General features: G+C 32.9%; 16 protein-coding genes. 8 read left to right on the top strand and 8 right to left on the bottom strand.

Annotated features, from left to right (window positions below):
- Positions 1-52: 52 nt before the first annotated feature.
- The gene (locus Q0873_RS04750; protein ID WP_299104729.1) at positions 53-2341 is read right to left on the bottom strand and encodes a neutral/alkaline non-lysosomal ceramidase N-terminal domain-containing protein; all 2289 of its coding nucleotides are present in this window, start codon (positions 2339-2341) and stop codon (positions 53-55) included.
- A gap of 164 nt (positions 2342-2505) precedes the next feature.
- Positions 2506-3354, bottom strand: a complete 849-nt coding sequence (locus tag Q0873_RS04745; RefSeq protein WP_299104728.1) for a DUF2911 domain-containing protein — start codon at positions 3352-3354, stop codon at positions 2506-2508.
- Between the two features lie 109 nt (positions 3355-3463).
- Between Q0873_RS04745 and Q0873_RS04740 the strand changes: the two genes are divergently transcribed.
- Positions 3464-4129, top strand: a complete 666-nt coding sequence (locus tag Q0873_RS04740) for an MIP family channel protein (protein WP_299104727.1) — start codon at positions 3464-3466, stop codon at positions 4127-4129.
- Positions 4116-4877 (top strand): NAD(P)-binding domain-containing protein, encoded by a 762-nt coding sequence (locus Q0873_RS04735; protein WP_299104724.1) that lies wholly within the window; start codon positions 4116-4118, stop codon positions 4875-4877. Before Q0873_RS04740 ends, Q0873_RS04735 begins: the two co-directional genes overlap by 14 nt.
- Here the strand turns inward: Q0873_RS04735 and gldG are convergent.
- Genes gldG through Q0873_RS04710 form a run of 5 tightly spaced genes read right to left on the bottom strand, consistent with a single transcriptional unit; the run spans position 4870 to position 8835 of the window.
- Entirely contained in the window at positions 4870-6513 is a 1644-nt protein-coding gene (gene gldG, locus Q0873_RS04730; RefSeq protein WP_299104721.1) for a gliding motility-associated ABC transporter substrate-binding protein GldG, read from the bottom strand. The genes Q0873_RS04735 and gldG overlap by 8 nt on opposite strands.
- Complete coding sequence (gene gldF, locus Q0873_RS04725; protein WP_299104719.1) at positions 6506-7222, bottom strand: gliding motility-associated ABC transporter permease subunit GldF; 717 nt, start codon at positions 7220-7222, stop codon at positions 6506-6508. The genes gldG and gldF overlap by 8 nt, the downstream gene beginning before the upstream one ends.
- Positions 7223-7230: 8 nt before the next feature.
- Positions 7231-7662, bottom strand: coding sequence for an RDD family protein (locus Q0873_RS04720; protein WP_299104717.1), 432 nt, complete (start codon positions 7660-7662; stop codon positions 7231-7233).
- A gap of 6 nt (positions 7663-7668) precedes the next feature.
- A complete protein-coding gene (locus tag Q0873_RS04715; protein ID WP_299104715.1) occupies positions 7669-7965 on the bottom strand; it encodes an antibiotic biosynthesis monooxygenase family protein in 297 nt (98 codons plus the stop codon).
- Positions 7966-7971: 6 nt separating this feature from the next.
- The gene (locus Q0873_RS04710) at positions 7972-8835 is read right to left on the bottom strand and encodes an SAM-dependent chlorinase/fluorinase (protein WP_299104713.1); all 864 of its coding nucleotides are present in this window, start codon (positions 8833-8835) and stop codon (positions 7972-7974) included.
- A gap of 117 nt (positions 8836-8952) precedes the next feature.
- Here Q0873_RS04710 and Q0873_RS04705 point away from each other — a divergent pair, with 117 nt between their 5' ends.
- The 5 genes from Q0873_RS04705 (at position 8953) to Q0873_RS04685 (ending at position 14281) form a co-directional block, all read left to right on the top strand.
- Positions 8953-9906, top strand: coding sequence for a PhoH family protein (locus Q0873_RS04705; RefSeq protein ID WP_299104711.1), 954 nt, complete (start codon positions 8953-8955; stop codon positions 9904-9906).
- Positions 9907-9911: 5 nt separating this feature from the next.
- Positions 9912-10478 (top strand): hypothetical protein, encoded by a 567-nt coding sequence (locus tag Q0873_RS04700; protein WP_299104709.1) that lies wholly within the window; start codon positions 9912-9914, stop codon positions 10476-10478.
- A 39-nt stretch (positions 10479-10517) separates the two neighbouring features.
- On the top strand, positions 10518-11468 hold the full coding sequence (locus Q0873_RS04695; RefSeq protein ID WP_299104706.1) for a phosphoribosylaminoimidazolesuccinocarboxamide synthase: 951 nt from the start codon (positions 10518-10520) through the stop codon (positions 11466-11468).
- A 120-nt stretch (positions 11469-11588) separates the two neighbouring features.
- Positions 11589-12050 (top strand): (2Fe-2S)-binding protein, encoded by a 462-nt coding sequence (locus Q0873_RS04690; RefSeq protein ID WP_299104704.1) that lies wholly within the window; start codon positions 11589-11591, stop codon positions 12048-12050.
- A gap of 11 nt (positions 12051-12061) precedes the next feature.
- On the top strand, positions 12062-14281 hold the full coding sequence (locus Q0873_RS04685) for a molybdopterin cofactor-binding domain-containing protein (protein ID WP_299104702.1): 2220 nt from the start codon (positions 12062-12064) through the stop codon (positions 14279-14281).
- A gap of 79 nt (positions 14282-14360) precedes the next feature.
- Here Q0873_RS04685 and Q0873_RS04680 read toward each other — a convergent pair whose 3' ends face one another.
- Positions 14361-15572: a methyltransferase domain-containing protein gene (locus Q0873_RS04680; RefSeq protein WP_299104700.1), complete on the bottom strand. Its 1212-nt coding sequence runs from the start codon at positions 15570-15572 to the stop codon at positions 14361-14363.
- A gap of 61 nt (positions 15573-15633) precedes the next feature.
- Between Q0873_RS04680 and recG the strand changes: the two genes are divergently transcribed.
- Positions 15634-17757 carry an ATP-dependent DNA helicase RecG gene (gene recG, locus Q0873_RS04675; RefSeq protein WP_299104698.1) on the top strand — a complete coding sequence of 708 codons (2124 nt, stop codon included), beginning with the start codon at positions 15634-15636 and terminating at the stop codon, positions 17755-17757.
- Positions 17758-17765 lie beyond the last annotated feature (8 nt).

Below are 17765 nucleotides of genomic sequence, written 5' to 3'. Positions count from 1 at the left end.
AAGAAAAGAAGCTATATGATATAGCTTCTTTAAACGGTTGAAAATAAGTTTCTTATTTTTTGATAAGAGTAGCTGTATAAGTACTTTGATTAGCGTATGTAACTTTTAAAAGATATACGCCATTGCTTCCTTTTAAATACAATGCATTGTATTGTTTATTAGAGATAACTCCTTTTTGTACGATCTGTCCTAGTGTATTGCTAATGATATAATTTCCAGTTAATTTACTGTCATTAATAAATGTAAAACTACCATTATTAGGGTTGGGGAATATATTGGCGCTTAAGATAGCTTTTTCTGTTTGCTGAACATTTGCTCTACTTGCGGTACCATTTACATAAAACGTTTTACTTGTTCCTGTATATGGATTTATACTTCCATTCCATCCATTTTTCCATTTTCCAGAATGTACAATACGATAATATCCGCTTTCGGTATTAGCTTTAATTTTCCATTGCACAGTAACTTTTGAATTTGCAACCCCACTACGTTTCCAAATGAGTTTGGTATTGAAATCACGATCTTCATATTTGGTAACCCATTGATTACCTATTTTCTTTTGAACTTTTAAATAAGTATCATTTGTTTTGGTATCGTTGTTTGGGTGCGCTCCCCAAAAAACAACTTCTGCTGTTTCTCCTGTATTATAAGAGGAGTTCGTATCTGAATGCACACTACCAAAACTTTTGAATAATGGCTTATCATCAAAAAAGATATGTACCGTTCTATCAAGACCGATATAACTTTTTTGTGGTGGAGTAGGCGCAGTTGTTGGCCATGGGTTAGCATTTGGATTTACTAAAACAGAAGCCAGTCTTTCAAATTCCTGTCTGTAAGCGGCTAATGTCCATGGACCGAAATGTGTACTAGCTCCTTCATATTGTTGTGAAGCATATTCTTCTCTGGTAGTAACATAACCTGCATAAGCATCTGAATAACCCGTAAACACTAAATGTTGAATTCCTGTATTTGTGTTTTCAGCAACAGTTGCTTTGGCTCTTCTACCTGCCATCACTGTAAACTCTCCGGGAGCAGCAAGAATGCCAAATTGTCCAATTTTCATAATACTTGTTGGTAGTATTTTTGGGGTTCTTGGGTTGCTATCATTTGCTCCCAAATTGAATAAGATATCAATTGGTTTTTCCATATGACATATATCATTTGACGAACCTGAAGTAGGGTTGGATCGGGTTTCTCCTTCACGACCAATTCCACTTCTTCCGTCCTCTGCACCTGCTCTAAAAGAAATTCCTAAGGCCGCTTTACAAGTGGTTTGGTAGCTTCCATCTGTAAATTTAGGCGCCACGGTAATATTAGAAAAATCACTATATCTGCTAACGGCTTTTACAGAACCAAATAATTGTTCTGAAGCGGAGTTGTATAGACTTAATGCTTTATTGTATTGTCTACTTCCTATAATTTCGGAACTTTCTTCCTCGTTACTTCCTGGTCCAGAAGCATCGGTATGAATATCATTTGGATGTGGCTGATTTAAATTCGGAGACATATCACCAGGGTTTGTGTTTGCAAATGCAGCTACAAATGTATTGTTTCCTTTTCCGTAGCTTGATTGTTTCAAACGTTCAAATTGTAAAGAGGCATAGCCTTTATTGTCACCACTACAATATTTATATTTTTTAGTAAGATTGGTTGGATGCACGCCAAACCAAGAAATCATTCCAACTTCATTATTGGATCCTTGTATAAATTTTAGAATGGTCATTTCCTCATCTATACTTGGATAGTCAGAAGCATCTGTATTTAAATTATAAGCGACTAAAGATCTATTGATACTTGCATTGGTTAATGAACCTTTGTTATAATATATTCTACCAGGAGCTAAATTGTTATGTGCTTGTTGAATAGCTTTAAAGATTCCATCAACTAGTATGTTAAAGTTTACAGAGTAATATCCACCAGTAGCAGTATTGTATAGCTCATAATGAGAGTATCCTCCAGGAGAAACATGGGTATGTGTGGCACTTATAATAACGTTGGTGTCATTGTATAGGTTGCCATAATATTGTTGTAATCTTTCCATTACAGCTAAATTAACTGATTGAAAAGTAGCTCCTTTATCAATGGAAACGAAAACTACAGAATTATCATTGCCGTCTTTTATAACATATGCACGTGCATATTGCCGATCTTTTATACCTGCATTTCTATGAAATGGATCTCCATAGCCAAAGAAATTTGATTCGGCTATTTGTCCTGTTACATCATAAATACCAACGCCAATGTCGTAGTTATTGTTTTGAGAAAAAATAAAGTTTGAACATAAAGTGAAAAGAAGAAAACTGAAAAGGGTTTTCCTTTTGAGGGACTGTAAATAATTCATTGTTTAGTTTATTGATTAGACAATGAATTTAATTTTAAAATACGGTATTCGTAGTTTTTTAATATAAAAACTTCTTATAATTTAATAAGTTAACTTTATTGTTATGAAATAAAAAACCTACACTGTATAGTGTAGGTTAATTGTACAAGGAGTAGGTGTATATTTTATAAAGCTCCCCATTCCTTTAAAGATTCTTTATTCATCTTTACGTAATCAGCATTACCTCTTTTTTCAGCACCAGCTAAAGAAGCTTTTGCTGCTTTGATAGCACCTTTTTTATCTCCAGCTTTAGCTAAGATTAAAGATTGCTTACGTAAATACCAAAAACGAGGTTGATCTTTTGTTAATTCAACTGCTTTGTTCATCCATTTAACAGCTTTTTTAATGTCTTTTCCTTCATCAAAGTAGTAAGATGCAGCAGAGTAATAGTCATTTGCAGATGGTCCGCTCATTACTTTCTCAATACTAGCTTCAACACCTTTGTCAGTAGGAGTAGAGAATTTAACACCCACATATGCGTTTTCCCATAACATTCCTAACATTGCAGAAGAACTGTTTAGGTCATCAATTGAGATTGTGAATGTTTCAATTTTCATAGGCATAGGTTGTACTTTAGCAGTAGTACTTAAAGCTACTTTTGACTCATCCCATTCTCTAGGAGTTCCCCAGTTGTTAGCGTCTGAGTAAAAAATAACATCCCAAGAACCAGCATTAGGCTTTGTATACAATGCATAAGTTCCTTTTTTTAATTCTTTTCCATCAATCATAACATTATCACTAAAAGTTACCTTAGTGTTAGCGTTTGCACCAGTTCTCCAAACTTTTCCGAAAGGAACTAAATCTCCAAAGATTTTTCTTCCTTTAACACCTGGTCTAGAGTATTCAACAGTAACGTCTGTTAAACCTACAGTTTGCTCTAATTTAGCAGCAGGACTAGAAGCTGGAGTTTTTACCTGTGCGTTGATATTTGCAGAGACAGCAACCACAAATAAACTTAACAATAATTTTTTCATGATGATTGGTTTGTTTTAAAATTACCGAATAAAATTACGATGAATATTATCGATTAATGTTAACGAAAACTTAAAATGATGTTTTCTTTTTTAACGGATATTTGCAGGTATGAAAAAATATATTTCTGAATTTATAGGGACTTTTGCGCTAATCTTTTGTGGTACAGGTGCTATGGTGGTCAATGAAGTAACGAATGGAGCGGATTTAACGCATATTGGAGTAGCAATTACTTGGGGATTAATTGTAATGGCAATGATTTATGCTTTTGGTGAAATATCCGGAGCACATTTTAATCCGGCCGTTACGATATCATTTGCATATGCCAAGAAGTTTTCTTGGAAAGAAGTTCCAAAATATATCATTGCGCAATTATTAGGTGCTTTATTAGGAAGTGTTATGTTATGGGTATTGTTTCCAGAAAGTGAATTTTATGGAGCTACTATCCCTTCTATAGTTCCTTGGAGAGCCTTTATATTTGAATTATTATTAACGTTCTTTTTAATGTTGGTAATTATTAACGTATCTACAGGAAGTAAAGAAGTAGGAGTTATGGCTGGAATTGCCATTGGTGGAGTGGTGTTGTTAGAGGCGATGTTTGCGGGACCTATGACAAAAGCCTCAATGAATCCTGCTCGTTCTATTGCACCAGCAATTGTTTCTGGTCATTTAGAGCATTTATGGTTGTATATATTAGCACCTATCTTAGGAGCCTTGTTGGCGGTGATTTCTTGTAAATTAGTAAAAGACGATAATTGTTGTGATGAAGGATGTTAGTATTTTAGGTTGTGGATGGCTAGGTTTTCCTTTAGCCAAACATTTGTTAGAGGAAGGGTTTCAAGTTAAGGGATCAACTACCAGTATTGAAAAAGTAAGTTGGTTAGAGGAGAATGGTATAAAAGCACATGTAATTGATATTTCTTCTGAAGAGACAAATTTTAAAGACTTTTTGAAAGTAGATACATTGGTGGTAGCTATTACTTCTAAAGATATAGATGCTTTTAAAAATTTGGTAAAAGAGATTGAAGGCTCAAGAATAAAGAATGTTTTGTTTATCAGTTCTACTTCCGTATATCCAAGTTTAAATAGAGAAGTATATGAGGAGGACGCCGATGAAAGTACTCCTTTAGGAATGATCGAAAAGGTTTTTCAGAATTCAACAAAGTTTGCAACTACAGTAATTCGTTTTGCGGGTTTATTGGGGTATGATAGGCATCCTGGGAATTGGTTTTCTAATAGAAAGATACCACATCCTAAAGGTTTTGTGAATATGATTCATCAAGATGATTGTATTGCCATTATTACTGGAATAATAAAAAAGAATATCTGGGGAGAAACATTTAATGCTTGTGTAGATCATCACCCAACAAGAGAAGCTTTTTATATAAACGCTCGATTGAGTATAGAAAAAGAACCACCAATTTTTGATGATTCTTTAGCATTGAAATATAAAGTTATTAATTCTGATAAATTGATACAAAAACTAGATTATCAATTTATTCATCGAGATTTATTGACTATTTAGTATACTTTTTCTTTCTAAGATAGTTGAATACAAATCCAAACAGTCCTAAAATTACTAAAGGAACAATAATATTAAAGAATTGCCAGAATCCTTTTTCATTAAAAGCTTGTTGTTTATCTAATAGGTTTAACTGTATTGTTTTGTTTCTCAATTCTATTAAGCCAGTATCATCTAGTAAATAGTCTACTGTATTTATCAAGAATTCTTTATTACCAAACTCCTCACCAGTCCATTTATCTCTAGATAAATCATGAGGTTTTCCCTTTAAAATTTGATTTTTAGCAACATCTCCATCTGCAATTACCACCATTTTGTTTTCAGGTGATGTTTCTTTGAAACCCTTATAATTAAAAGGTTTTATTCTGTTTTTGTATGCAGAAGAAAAAGTACCTTCTAGGAGCACTGCAAATAACTGTGGACCACCTTTGTATTCATTCTCTCTAGGTTCATTTGCAATACTTTGTAATTGTATGATACTAGGCGTTCCTACTTTTTTAGTTAATACAGAACTAAGATATAAAGGAGTTTTCTTAATGTCGTTTTTTAAAGTATCTATTTGCGTTGTAAAACGAAAACGCACTGGAGGAATATTCTTGGTAATAGGATGGTTTGGGTTTCCATTTGCCAATGGATGGTAAAACCAATTTAGATGTTGGAATTGTGCTTGATTTCCAAGATTACCAGTGGCTAAAGGAATTTTAGCTGAGTATAAATCTTGTACCAACTTATTGTTAATACGAACACCATAACTAAACAACAAGTCAGTTAAGTTTAAATCACGAGGAAAAGCTAACATTTTTCCTTGATTATATAAACTATCTGTATCGGCATAATTATTATCAATCATCCATAAACTTTTACCTCCATTGGTAATAAACTGATCTATAGTTAATTTTTCTTCAGAAGTAAAACGTTCAGTTGGTTTTGAAATGATGGCTAAATCGTATTTTCTTAAGTCAGTTGTAGTCTTTTGCGGATTTGTGGCTACACTATCTAAAGTAAACTTAGCTAAACGGTATTTTTTACCAAGTTCTTTTAAGAAACTATATAAATAAATATCATCCAATTCACCATTTCCTGATAATACAGCTATGGTTGGTTTATTTTCTCTAGTAACTTTTTGAATTCCGTTACTAAATGAATACTCAAGTTTTTCAATAGCTTGTTGTAATTGTTGTTCTTGTGTTTTAGCATTGGTATTAGGCAATAATGAAAGAATTTCCGTTTTATTAGCATATTCGATTTCTGCCCAAGGAAAAATAATTGCATTGGAAAGTTTTCCATCTTCTTCAACAGTAAGTTGACTAGGTAACATTCCTTTTTTAATCAAACGTTCACGAATTTTATCTGGATTGATAAATTGAAAACGAATATTTGAATTTTCGGCTTGTAACTCTTCTAAATACTGACGAGTTTCTACTTGTAATCGCTGAAACTCAGAAGGAAATTCTCCTTCTAAATATACATTGATGATTACTAAATCATCTAATTGATCTAATATGTTTAAGGTAGTATTAGATAAGGTATATCGTTGATCTTGGGTTAAATCAAAACGTTGGTATATGTTTTTGGATACAATGTTTAAAACTATGATCCCAACTAAAACCAACATGATATGTTGTATACTTTTATTCATGAGTTAGTTTGGTTTTAGTAATGAATAAAAAGAAAAATGTAACACTTAAAAAGTAAATAATATCTCGTGTGTCAATAACCCCACGAGAAATACTTTTAAAGTGTTCATTGATTCCAAATTGCTTAATGGTATAACCAGAACTTGATAAATTTCCCAATGCGTCAAACCCGTAGAACAAACAAAAGGTGATAAAAATACTTAGTATAAAAGCTACAATCTGATTGTTTGATAGGGTAGAGGTAAATAATCCTACTGAGGTGTAAGTGGCTACCAAGAATAATAAACCAATATAAGAACCCATAGTGCTACCTGCATCAATATTTCCAATAGGATTACCTAACTGGTATACAGTATATACATAAGTTAGGGTAGGTACTATGGCAATGATTACTAATAACAAGGCCGCAAAAAACTTACCTAATACAATTTGCCAGTTGGTAATAGGACTTGTTTTTAAGGTTTCTATGGTTCCACTATTAAACTCATCTGCAAAACTTTTCATGGTTATAGCAGGTATTAAGAACAATAGTAGCCAAGGAGCCAAAAAGAAAAACGAATTCAAATCGGCAAAGCCTGCATTTAAAATATTAAAGTCATCTTTTAACACCCATAGAAAAAGCCCGTTTACGAGTAAAAAGACTCCGATAACCAAATAGGCTATGGGTGAAGCAAAAAATGAGTTAAATTCTTTTTTTAATATTGGGAGCATTATAATTTTTAGTTTTTTTGATTAGAAATATTAATAACAATTGTATTTGCCCAGATATCTCCTAATCTCTGATTTTTTTCAGTATTTTTTATTGTAATGTATCCTATTAAACCAAATAAAAACATATCAATAGGATCTAACAAATGTCTTTTTAAGGATTGTAAAAACGTTATTTTTTCATCTTTTATCAAAGAAATTGGTTTTAACCCTACTAATAAATTACCAATAGTAGCTCCAAATAGTTGCTCCATTCCAACAGTTATAATTCCCCAAAACAAGATAGGAACCAAAGCAAGCACTCCGCTAACGGTATAGCCACCTTCATCATTAGGAGAACCTACATAATATACATACATAAAGAAAAAACCATAAATAAGTATATAGTCTACTAATCCAGCAACGAATCTATTTCCTATATTAGGTTTGGTATTATACATCATAGTTTCTTATTTTAGAGATTGTAACTTATCTACACTCCAAGCTTCTGGTTTATCATTAAAGTATATTTTTGTGTTTGCCCAAATACCTTTGAATAGTTCAGAGTTTCTATAGTTTTCTAAATCTTGTTCAGATTCCCAATAGCTATAGGTAAAAAACACATTGGTATTAGTTTTATCTCTATACAACTCTAATAAACGACACCCAGGAAAGTTTCGTATATGTTGTTTCTGATTTTCAAAATTATTTAAGAAAGTTTCAATTTTTGTAGGATCGAAACTAAGTTTTACAATACGTACAAACATAAAAAATTAGGTTACGGTCGTAAATTCTGGCTTTACAACGTTTTCAAATTCAATAGCTATAGAGTCTCTATATTTAAGACCTAATAGCGTAGAAGCTCCTCCAACAGTATTTAAGTTACTTCTATAAATGGCAATTTCTAAATACCCTGCAGAATTAAACAATGCTAACTTGTTACCATCATACATACGTTGTTCTGTAGGTACGCTAAAGTCAACAATTTCATTATACTGATTTACAATTTTCTTAAATTCATATCTACCAGCTCTAATACTATAGTTTCTGCCTTTTCCAATAGTGCTAAATAGCTTTTTAGTAATGTTGGTAATTACATTTCCATAGTTATCAATATAAATAACTCCTCCAACAATAACGGTTTGGTCCTGGTTTATTTTAGGTTGAATTTCAATAATCTTTTTATAACTCTGAATTTCTTTACCAATAATATTTAAGCTACCTCCTCTGGCAATGTGAGAAGCAACCTGTACAAAAACATCTAACACAGGAAAACTACTATCTACATAATCATGAATATTAATTTCAACAATTTTTGTCGGATTTACTTCCGAAGCAATCATTGAAATGAGCCCATTATCAGGACAAATAAAGTAGTGACCATCTAATTCTAAAGCAATATGTTTGTTTTCACTACTCAATTCAGAGTCTACTCCAATAATGTGAATAGTTCCTTCTGGAAAGCTTTTATAGGCATTTTTTAAGATATATGCCGTTTCTGTAATATTAAAAGGAGATATGAGATGCGTTATGTCAACTATTTTAGCATCAGGTAATTCCGAGTAAATAGCTCCTTTTACTGCGCCCACAAAATGGTCTTTCAAGCCAAAATCAGTAGTTAAAGTAATTAGAGACATTAAAAGTGTTTGTTAATTAATTTGTGAAAAACTGTGCTAAAATTTTAGACAAAGCTACATAATTCAAAGAAAATATTCGTTAATTTAGGCATATTAACCTTAAAATTTTTTATCAATTTGAACGAACGTATTATTGAGTTAACAGAAATTAATCCAAATGATTTCTTTGGAGCACAAAACAGCACAATAACACAATTAAAAAATTACTTCCCAAAAATAAAAATTGTTGCTAGAGGAAATAAATTAAAAGCTTACGGAGAAGCAGAAATTTTAGATGAGTTTGAGAAGCGTTTAGAAATGCTTATCAAATACTTCAATAGATATAATAAACTAGACGAAAATAGTATTGAGCGTATTTTAACATCAACAGGTAAGGAAGAAGAAATGCGTAAAGCAGGAAAAGGGGATGATGTTTTAGTACATGGTATTAACGGTAAATTAATCAAAGCACAAACGGCCAATCAGCGTAAAATGGTTGAGTTAATGAAAACCAATGATATGTTGTTTGCAGTAGGACCAGCAGGAACAGGAAAAACATATACTGCAGTGGCTTTAGCAGTAAGAGCTTTGAAAGAAAAAGAAGTTAAAAGAATTATTTTAACAAGACCAGCCGTAGAGTCTGGAGAAAACCTAGGATTCTTACCTGGAGATTTAAAAGAAAAGTTAGATCCATATATGCAACCTTTGTATGATGGACTTAGAGATATGATTCCGCATGAAAAATTACAAGCCTATTTAGAAAATGGTACCATACAAATTGCTCCACTAGCTTTTATGAGAGGTAGAACATTAGACAATGCATTTGTTATTCTGGATGAAGCACAAAATACAACGCATGCTCAGATGAAAATGTTTTTAACCCGTATGGGAATGCATGCTCGATTTATTATTACTGGTGACCCTGGGCAAATAGATTTACCTCGTAGACAAGTATCAGGATTAAAAGAAGCTTTGTTGGCTTTAAAAGATATTAAAGGAATTGCACAGGTATACTTAGATGATAAAGATGTGATTCGTCATAGATTAGTGAGGCAAATTATTACTGCATATAAGGGTATAGAAACCGAATAGAAAATATGTTTGAAAAGTTAAATTTTCAAGAAGTACTATCATTGGCATATGTGGTATTGGTAGTTGTAGGTATTATAAGTGAGAGTATATTTTATGGGGTTTTAGGAGTACACTATATAGAATACACTTCTATTTTAGATGCATTGATATCTCCATTTAGTTTAATTACAAGTAATTTAAAGGTATTTCTTTTAGTAGTGGCGCTAATGGTGTTTTATTACTTTTATATAGTAAAGTTTTTACCATGGATGTTTAAGAAAACAAATAAAAAAGAAGCCCTAGAAAAAATACAAAATAAAAGAACATTGTATGGTGCAATGCTATTTACAATGTTGATTATTTTTCCAAGTATTCGAATTGGAATGTGTATTAAGTATCATGAGAGATTAGAGAAAGGAACTTTTAAAAATGATTATACAATTATCTTTAAAAGTAACGAAGAGATAAATGTCAAAAAAGTAGGGCAAAACACAAGTTATATCTTTTATGTTCAAGAGGGAGATAAGGTAGTTACAGTAACTCCAATATTAGACAACATAAAGCAAATAAAAAGAATACCAAAAGAAGAATAAAAAACTTACATTTGCGCCAACAACACAACTTTTTATATAATGAATACAATTAACGAAACTAATTTTCAGTTTCCTAAGCAAAAATCTGTTTATAAAGGTAAAGTAAGAGAGGTTTACAATATAAATGATGATTTGCTTGTAATGATTGCTTCTGATCGTCTTTCTGCATTTGATGTCATATTACCACGTCAAATTCCTTTTAAAGGACAAATCTTAAATCAAATAGCTACCAAAATGATGAATGATACAGCTGATATCGTTCCGAATTGGTTGATTGCGAACCCAGATGAGAATGTAGCAGTTGGACATTTATGTGAACCTTTTAAGGTAGAAATGGTAATTCGAGGATATTTATCAGGACATGCTGCGCGTGAGTACAAAGCAGGTAAGCGTATGTTATGTGGAGTTACAATGCCAGAAGGAATGAAAGAGAATGATAAATTTCCTACACCAATTATTACACCATCTACCAAAGCTGATAATGGTGAGCATGATGAAGATATTTCTCGTGAAGATATATTAGCTAAAGGAATTGTTTCTGAAGAAGATTATAAGGTATTAGAAGCATATACACATAGTTTATTTCAAAGAGGTACAGAATTAGCCGCTAAACGTGGATTGATTTTAGTAGATACTAAGTACGAGTTTGGAAAAACTAAGGAAGGTAAGATTGTTTTAATTGATGAAATTCATACACCAGATTCTTCACGTTATTTCTATGCAGATGGATATGAAGAGCGTCAAGAGAAGGGAGAGAAGCAGAAACAACTTTCAAAAGAGTTTGTGCGTCAGTGGTTAATTGAAAATGGATTTCAAGGAAAAGATGGACAACAAATTCCTGAAATGACTGATGAAAAGATTATTGAGATTTCTAATAGGTATATAGAATTATATGAACAGATAACTGGAGAAACATTTATGAAGGCTAATACAGAGAATGTATTAGAACGAATAGATAAAAATGTGACCAGTTTTTTAGACAAAGCATAAGAGAAAGAGAGCTACCAAAGCTCTCTTTTTTGTTTTAAAATTTTCTTAAAACTATCTAAAATAGAAGTTAGCATTTATATTTTTTGTAATTTACAAGGAACAAACAAAAACTATCCAAAAATGCCAACTTACACTTTAAAAATAAATGGATCAACTAAAACAGTTACAGTTGATGCAGATACACCATTGCTTTGGGTTTTAAGAGATGAACTGAATATGGTGGGAACCAAATTTGGTTGTGGTATAGCACAATGTGGTGCATGTACAGTTCATGTTGATGGAACGGCAATGCGAAGTTGCCAATTACAGGTGTCTATGTTAGATAACGAAGCAATAACTACTATTGAAGGTCTTTCAGAAAATGGAGATCACCCTTTGCAACAAGCATGGAAAGAAGTAGATGTTCCTCAATGCGGATATTGTCAGGCAGGTCAAATAATGACCGCTGCGTCTTTCTTAAAAGAAAATCCGAATCCAACTACAGAAGAAATTAGAGAAGCTATGCATGGTAACTTGTGTAGATGTGCTTCTTATAATAGAATAGAAAAAGCAGTAGCAATTGCTGCAGAAAAAATGTCTTAAAAAATTAAATCATGAAAACTCAAGAAAACAGTTTTACATTTAGTAGAAGAAATTTTTTAAGAACTTCTGCTTTAGCTAGTGGTGGATTATTAGTAGGCTTCAATTTATTTACGGCTTGTAAAGCTGAAGCGAAACCACCCGTTGATATTTCAAAATTAAACTTCAATGATTTTAATGCATTTATTAAAATTTCGAATGAAGGGTATGTAACTATTTATTCACCAAATCCGGAGATAGGACAAGGAGTAAAAACTTCTATGCCTATGATTATTGCTGAAGAGTTAGATGTTGCATGGGATAAAGTTAATGTAGCACAAGCACCTTTAGATACTAAGCACTATAAGCGTCAATTGGCAGGAGGTAGTCAGTCTATTCGACATGGATGGGATGCTTTAAGACAAACAGGAGCAACTACCAAACAAATGCTGATAAATGCTGCAGCTGTAAAATGGGGAGTAGATGCCGCTACCTGTAAAGCTTCTAATGGAATTATTACAAATGCCAAAGGAGAGCAATTAGGATATGGAGATGTGGTTAAGGAAGCTGCTCAATTGGAAGTTCCTGAAAACGTTACGCTAAAAAAGCCTTCAGAATATACTATTATAGGTACGGATAGGGTTAATGTTGATTTAGGAAAAATAGTAACAGGAAAACCTTTGTTTGGTATTGATTTTAAAGAAGAGGGTATGTTATACGCTTCTGTATTGCGTCCACCTGCATTTGGTCAAGAGTTAGAATCATTTGATGCAACAGAAGCTAAAAAGGTCAATGGAGTTGTAGATGTTATTACCATAGGTGAAAAAGTAAGAGACTTTTTAGATAAAGGTAAGTTTAATTGGACTTTTATCATGTCTCCAACAGATAAAGTAGTGGTAATTGCCAATAATACTTGGGCAGCGATAAAAGGTAAAAATGCGATCAAAGCTACATGGAAATCAGGAAGTGAATTAGAAAGTACTGATAAACAGAATGAAGTTTTAGATAAGATCTTAGAAGGAAAGGACTTTGCTGTTCGAAGAGAAGATGGAAATGTAACCAAAGCTTTTGCTGAAGCTGATAAGGTAATTGAAAGAACTTATCATTCACCATTTTTACCGCATAACTGTTTAGAACCAATGAATTTCTTTGCAAATGTTACCAATGAGAAAGTTCATTTAATTGGTCCAGTTCAAACACCAGAATATGCAGCATTGGGAGTTGCAGATATGCTTGGTAGAGATTTAAAAGACATTCAAGTTGATATGACAAGAATGGGTGGTGGATTCGGTCGTCGTTTGTATGGTGATTTTGTTTATGAAGCGGCAGAAATATCGAATGCGATTAAAAAGCCTGTAAAAGTTGTTTCTACACGTGAAGATGATATGACAACAGGTATTTATAGACCTGCGATTAAATATAGAATAGCGGCTTCATTAAAAGATGGTAAAATTACAGGATACCATTTGAAAGAAGCAGCGATTAATAGCAATATGTATGGGTTAATACCTCATTTTTTCCCAGCAGGTTGTATTCCTAACTACAAGGTTTCAACTCAAAATTATAAGAGTGATGTAACTACTGGAGCTTGGAGAGCTCCGTATACCAACTTTTTGGCTTTTGCAGAACAAAGTTTCTTTGATGAAATAGCAGAAGAATTAGGTAAAGATGCTGTTCAATTGAGGATTGAGTTGTTGCAAAATGTAAAAGGAACTACCGATGAAAGAATCCAATATTCAGGAGAACGTATGGAAGAAACGATTAAACTGGCCGCTGAAAAAGGAGGTTGGGGTAAGAGTAAAGACGGAGTTTACCAAGGGTTTGCTGCTTATTATAGCCATAATACCCATGTTGCTGAGGTAGCAGAGGTAGAATTAAAAGATGGATACCCAATCATCACAAAGGTAGTGGCGGCAGTTGACTGTGGTATTGTGATAAATCCTACAGGTGGTATAAACCAAATGCAAGGTGGAGTTTTAGATGGAATTGGACATGCTATGTATGGAGATTTAGGTTTTAAAGATGGAATTCCTTCAAATAAAAACTTTGATACCTATCGATTAATTAGAATGAATGAAACGCCGCAAGTTGAAGTTCATTTTGTAAAGAATGAATTATCACCTACTGGACTTGGAGAACCGGGATTACCACCAGCAGGTGGAGCAGTTGCAAACGCTATTCATAAAGCTTTAGGAAAAAGATTGTACAACCAACCGTTTGATAGTGAATTAAAGAAGAGTAAAGTATTGGGATAATACTTTATACTTTTATTATATGTAATAAAAAAAGGTCAGAAGAAAACTTCCGACCTTTTTTGTTTTATTAAAATATGAATTACTTTCTTTCTAAAAGTGCCATATAGAATCCATCAAATCCAGATTCTGAAGCTAATACTTTATTATCTTTTACAAAACTAAAGTCTTTACCAGCATCTGATTCTAAAAAGAACTCTACTTGCTGTTGATTTTCTGAAGGTAATACAGAACAAGTAGCATACACTAACTTTCCTCCAGGTTTTACCATTTTAGAATACTGTTGTAATACTTCCTGTTGTGTAGTACGAATACGATCTAAAAACTCTGGTTCTAATTTCCATTTACTATCCGGATTTCTACGAATAACACCTAAACCAGAACAAGGAGCATCAATCAATACTCTATCTACTTTACCATGTAGTTTTTTAATAACTTTTGTAGAATCTATTACTTTGGTATCAATATTATGAACTCCATTTCTACGAGCACGTACTTTTAACTTTTTCAATTTACTTTCGTAAATATCCATAGCAATAATTTGCCCTTTATTCTCCATTAAAGAAGCTAGGTGTAATGTTTTTCCACCTGCACCAGCACAAGTATCTACAACTTTCATTCCTGGCTGTACATCTAAATATGGAGCTACTAATTGAGAAGAAGCATCTTGTACTTCAAAGAACCCTTTTTTAAATGCTTGTGTTTTAAATACATTAGCCCTTTCAACTAATTTCAAAGCATCGTCATGTCCTTTTACAAACTCAGTTTCTATTCCTTCAGAAGAAAGCACACTTTGAAGCTTTTCTTTTGAAATGTTTAACGTATTTGTTCTTAAGATTACATCTGCTTGCTTGTTTAAAGCAGCAATTTCCTTCGTCCAAGCTTTTTCTCCTAGCTCTTGTAATCCAACTTCATCAATCCAATCTGGAATTGCTTCTCTAAACTTTCTAATTTTAGATAATTCATCAAATTTTCCTTTGATTCTTCGAGTTGGTGTTGGTTCTATTTGATTCCAATCAGGTAATTGAATTCCTTTTAAAACACACCAAACCGCAAACATTCTCCATAAATCAGGTCTAGAATATGGTGCTTTTACATTCGCAATTTCTGCATATAGACGCTTCCAACGTACTATTTCATAAATAGTTTCAGCCACAAACTTTCTGTCTCTTGCTCCCCAACGCTTGTCTCTTCTAAGTGCTTGTTCTACAGCTTTATCTGCATATACCCCTTCATTAAAGATATCACGAATACTATCTATTACTGTATAAACTAAATTTCTATGTAATCTCATTTGATGAATTTAAGAGTGCAAAGATAGTTGAATTTAATGTCTTTTTGTATTTTCGTTATGCATGAATTTAAACCAACCTGTTACATATATCAAAGGAGTAAGTGTAGCGCGTGCCGAATTGCTATATTCTGAATTAGGAATTCGAACGTGTAAAGATTTGTTACACCTTTTTCCGTTTCGATATATCGATAAAACACAGTTTTATACGATTAACCAATTAGAACAAAATTCTTCTGAAGTTCAAATCGTTGGGAAAGTAATAGGCCTAAAGGAAGTGAAACAGAAAAGAGGAAGTAGATTAGTGGCTACTTTTGCTGATGCTACAGGTTCTATGGAGTTGGTTTGGTTTAAAGGTGCTAAATGGATAAAAGATAGCCTAAAGGTTAATGTTCCTTATGTAATTTATGGAAAGCTAAATTGGTATAATGGTACCGCTAGTATGCCACACCCTGAAATGGAGACGGTTGCTGCTTACAAAAGTAAATTACAAATGGCAATGCAACCCGTATATCCATCTACTGAAAAATTGAGTAATAAAGGTATAAGTAATAAGGTAATGCGTAGTATGATTCAAAACTTGCTACAACAAGCCTTTGGAAGTATTGAAGAAACACTTCCTGAATATTTATTAACTGAACATCAATTTATAGGAAAGCAAGATGCTTTTTTGAATATTCATTTTCCAAAAAATCAAGAGCTTTTAGCAAAATCTCAATACCGATTAAAGTTTGAAGAATTGTTTTTCATCCAAATTCAATTATTGCAAAAAAAGCTTATTAGAAAATCTAAACTAAAAGGGTTTGTTTTTGAGCATGTAGGAGAGGAGTTTACCAATTTTTACAATAATCATTTACCGTTTGATTTAACCAATGCTCAAAAGAGGGTTTTAAAGGAAATACGTAAAGATATTGGCTCTGGGGTTCATATGAATCGTTTATTACAAGGTGACGTAGGTTCTGGAAAAACCATTGTGGCTTTACTTACGATGTTATTGGCTATTGACAATGGTTACCAAGCAACGATTATTGCACCAACTGAGATTTTAGCAATTCAACATTTTAATGGTATTTCAGATTTGCTAAAAGAAACTTCTATAAAGGTCGATTTACTTACTGGTTCTACCAAAACTAAAAAACGAAGAGAGATTCATGAAGGTTTAGAAGAAGGAACTTTGCATATTTTAATAGGAACACATGCTATTTTAGAAGATAAAGTACAGTTTGCCAATCTTGGAATAGCCATTATTGATGAGCAACATCGTTTTGGAGTGGCTCAGCGAAGAAAGTTATGGGAGAAGAGCCCATCTTCAAAAAATGAAGGAGAAAGGGCTGTACCTCCACACATTTTAGTGATGAGTGCCACGCCGATTCCTAGAACCTTAGCTATGTCTGTATACGGAGATTTAGATATTTCTGTGATAGATGAATTGCCTCCTGGGCGAAAAGAGATTAAAACCGTACACCGTTATGATAGCAATCGTTTGGGGGTGTTTAAGTTTTTAAAAGATGAGATTGCTAAAGGTAGGCAGGTGTATGTCGTATATCCATTAATTCAAGAGTCTGAAGCAATGGATTATAAAGATTTGATGGATGGGTATGAAAGTATTTCTAGAGAGTTTCCATCTCCAAAGTATCAGATTAGTATTGTGCACGGACAAATGAAACCAGCTGATAAGGATTATGAAATGGAACGTTTTGCAAATGGTGAAACTCAAATCATGGTTGCAACTACGGTAATTGAGGTGGGTGTAAATGTTCCAAATGCTTCGGTAATGGTTATTGAAAGTGCAGAACGATTTGGTTTAAGTCAGTTGCATCAATTACGTGGAAGAGTAGGACGTGGGGCAGAACAGAGTTATTGTATTTTACTCTCTAGTTATAAGTTGTCTTCAGACGGAAAAACTCGTTTACAAACCATGGTTGAAACAACGGATGGTTTTAAGATTGCTGAGGTTGATTTGAAGTTACGTGGTCCTGGAAATATTATGGGAACCCAACAGAGTGGAGTTTTAAATTTAAAAATTGCTGATGTAGTAAAAGATTCTCCTATTTTACATAAAGCAAGACAAGTAGCTATTAATATATTACAAGAAGATTCTGCTTTAGGGAAACCAGAAAATGAAAAACTTCTAAAGACCTATAGCCAATTGCAGAAAAAGGCGGGTATTTGGAGTAACATCAGTTAGGAAGTATA

The sequence above is a fragment of the uncultured Tenacibaculum sp. genome (assembly GCF_947498805.1).
GTDB lineage: Bacteria > Bacteroidota > Bacteroidia > Flavobacteriales > Flavobacteriaceae > Polaribacter.
This window is presented reverse-complemented; position numbering and strand designations above follow the sequence as displayed.